The organism is Mycobacterium asiaticum (genome assembly GCF_001673315.1).
In the GTDB taxonomy this organism is placed as follows: domain Bacteria; phylum Actinomycetota; class Actinomycetes; order Mycobacteriales; family Mycobacteriaceae; genus Mycobacterium; species Mycobacterium asiaticum_B.
This window is the reverse complement of the sequence record NZ_LZLQ01000020.1, coordinates 1-2,532: the sequence shown is the minus strand read 5'-3', so window position 1 is coordinate 2,532 and position 2,532 is coordinate 1. Positions and strand designations below refer to the sequence as shown.

The window sequence follows — 2,532 nt, the reverse complement described above, 5'->3', positions numbered from 1 at the left end:
CACCGGAACCGAACTGGCCAACGGGGACTCGTTGTCCTTCGGGGATTACCGGTGCCGCGCGGATCAGGCCGGGGTGTTCTGCGTGAACTACGCGCGCCAGTCCGCGGCGCGATTGGGCACCGCCGGTGTTCAGCCGTTCGGGTGTCTACGGTCGGTGCCACCGCCCGACGGCGTCGGCATCGCGTTCAGTTGCTCATGACGATGGCGAACAGTTCACTCATCTCGCCTGCGGGACCACTGGGCCCGGTGTAACCGTTCGGCGGGCCGGCCACGTTCAAAATGTTCCCGGCCCAACCGAAGTCGTTGACGACGAGCGCGGGCGACCAGCAGCAGCCGTACTGCTCACCCACGCCGCTTCCGGCGCCGGTGATGACTGCGACCCGGCCGTCGACCGCAGCTGCGGCTTTCACCAGCTGACCGGTAGTTCTTTCATGCCGTAGATATCGGATTCCTTGAACTGCAACTGATCCGGCGCCGCCGCCAGCTTCAGCCCGGGCAGGCGCCGCGCCAGCGTCGCAAACGCTACCTGCATCTCCACCCGGGCCAGATTGGCGCCGATGCACTGATGCACCCCATAACCGAAACCGAGGTGGCCGCGCGTATTGCGGTCGTCATCCAAAACCTCTGGGCCGTACGCGAATTCGGGGTCCCAGTTGCCGGCGGGCAGGTTCATCAAGACGACATCGCCGGCGCGAATGAGTTGGCCACCCAGCATCAGATCTTCGGTGGCCACCCGGTCCACCTGACTGTGCACGATCGATAGATAGCGCATCAGCTCTTCGACGATATTGCCGATCACCGTACGGTCGTCGGTCTGGCCGAGGCGCCGGAAAACATCGGGATTGTCAAGCAGTGCAACGGTTCCCAGCGAAATCATGTTAGCGGTGGTCTCATGGCCGGCCTGCATCATGATCACACTGGTCATGCCGACCGTCTCGCGGTTGACCTCACCGCAGGCCATGTGATCGACGATCAGGCGGCTGATCAGGTCGTCCCCCGGCTCGCGCTCCTTGCGGACCACCAACTCCTGGATGTAGGCGTACATCGCGCCGAAGGCCTGGGCCTTCTCCTCGTCGGTCGACCTGGTGTCCAGGCCCACGGTGGTGTGGTGCTGGAACAGCTCGAGGTCTTCCGGCGGCACACCGAGCAGCAGCGCGATCACCAGCGACGGCACCGGCAAGCCGAATTCGCGGACCAGATCGGCCGGCGGTCCCGTGCTGATCATCTGGTTCAGATAGTGGTCGACGATTTCTTGTATCTGTGGCCGCATCGCTTCGGTGCGGCGGAAGGTGAAGTTGCCGGTGAGCATTCGCCGCAACCGATGATGCTCCGGATCGTCCACCCGGGCGAACATCACCGGGGTGTTCTCGGTGTTCTGCGGCTTCATGAAGTCCGGAATGGTGTCCGCGGACAATCTCGTATCGACCAGGGCCGCCCGGATGTCCTGGTACCGGCTCACCACCCAGGCCGGTTGGCCGCGATACATCGCTTTCCGCAGCCCGGGTTGGTCACGCCAACCGACGAATTCGGCCGGCGGCGCCAACGGACACCGGGCGGCGCGCGGGACGGGAATGACCGGGAGCTCAGCCTCGGAGCGAACTTCGGAAGCGGTTGACATGACCGGTAATTCCCATCAAGTGTCAGACGGCTGTCAGTTGTACGAGCGTAGGACGGGGCATAGTGGCAGTCAACTGTCAGTTAGGCTGTCACGGTGACCGCGGTGCAAGACCCACAACGGTTGCGGGCCGACGCGGCCCGCAACGTGGAGCGCATTCTGTGCGCCGCGCGTGAGGTTTACGCCGAGACCGGCCCGGATGCACCCGTAGAGGCGGTGGCGCGTCGGGCAGGTGTCGGCGAACGCACGCTGTATCGCCGCTTCCCGACCAAGGGTGAGTTGGTCCGCGCCGCCCTGGATCACAGCATCGCCGAAAACCTCACTCCCGCAATCGAAGAGGCCCGCTGCTCGCGGGACCCGCTAGGCGGCCTGACGCGCCTGATTCACGCGGCGATTGCCCTCGGAGCCCGGGAACATCACCTGCTGACGGCTGCGCACCGGGCTGGATCGTTGACACCCGACGTCTCGGACTCGTTGAACGACGCGCTCGGCGAGTTGGTACAGCGCGCACAGCGGGACGGGCGGGTACGCAAGGACCTTGTCGCCGACGACCTGCCCCGGCTCATCGCGATGCTCTACAGCGTGTTGTCGACGATGGATACCGACAGCGACGGCTGGCGACGCTACGTCGCGCTGGTCATCGACGCGATCTCCACCGAGGAGCGGCGTCCGTTGCCGGCGTCACCGGTGATCCGCTATGCCGCCGGACCGGGCACCTGGCCGCTCTGACCGACTGCTCTCAGCCGGTTGATCCGTTGCTGCCGAACAGCAACCCTCCCGCACCAGCGGCACCGCCGCTACCGGCAATCCCGTCGGGGGTGCCCGATCCACCATTTCCGCCGGCACCGCCGTCACCGCCGTCGCCGATCAGCGTGGTCGATCCGCCGGCACCGCCGTTTCCGCCCGCACCGCCCGGA

General features: G+C 65.8%; 3 protein-coding genes and 1 pseudogene. 2 read left to right on the top strand and 2 right to left on the bottom strand.

What is annotated here, in order from left to right; translation table 11 throughout:
* Positions 1 to 199, top strand: a pseudogene (locus A5636_RS03115) (hypothetical protein); the annotation flags it as partial.
* Here A5636_RS03115 and A5636_RS03110 read toward each other — a convergent pair.
* Positions 186 to 410 carry a hypothetical protein gene (locus A5636_RS03110; protein ID WP_065157246.1) on the bottom strand — a complete coding sequence of 75 codons (225 nt, stop codon included), beginning with the start codon at positions 408 to 410 and terminating at the stop codon, positions 186 to 188. The pseudogene A5636_RS03115 and the gene A5636_RS03110 sit on opposite strands and share 14 nt — an antisense overlap.
* On the bottom strand, positions 407 to 1,618 hold the full coding sequence (locus A5636_RS03105) for a cytochrome P450 (RefSeq protein ID WP_065157245.1): 1,212 nt from the start codon (positions 1,616 to 1,618) through the stop codon (positions 407 to 409). The genes A5636_RS03110 and A5636_RS03105 overlap by 4 nt, the downstream gene beginning before the upstream one ends.
* Positions 1,619 to 1,711: 93 nt before the next feature.
* On the opposite strand from A5636_RS03105, the gene A5636_RS03100 reads away from it, so the two are divergent.
* Positions 1,712 to 2,344: a TetR/AcrR family transcriptional regulator gene (locus A5636_RS03100; protein WP_065157244.1), complete on the top strand. Its 633-nt coding sequence runs from the start codon at positions 1,712 to 1,714 to the stop codon at positions 2,342 to 2,344.
* The last annotated feature ends 188 nt before the right edge of the window (positions 2,345 to 2,532 follow it).

Bases quoted from the DNA above. Each gene is read 5' to 3' on its own strand.
- A5636_RS03105 (WP_065157245.1), bottom strand. From the start codon at position 1,618: ATGTCAACCGCTTCCGAAGTTCGCTCCGAGGCTGAGCTCCCGGTCATT.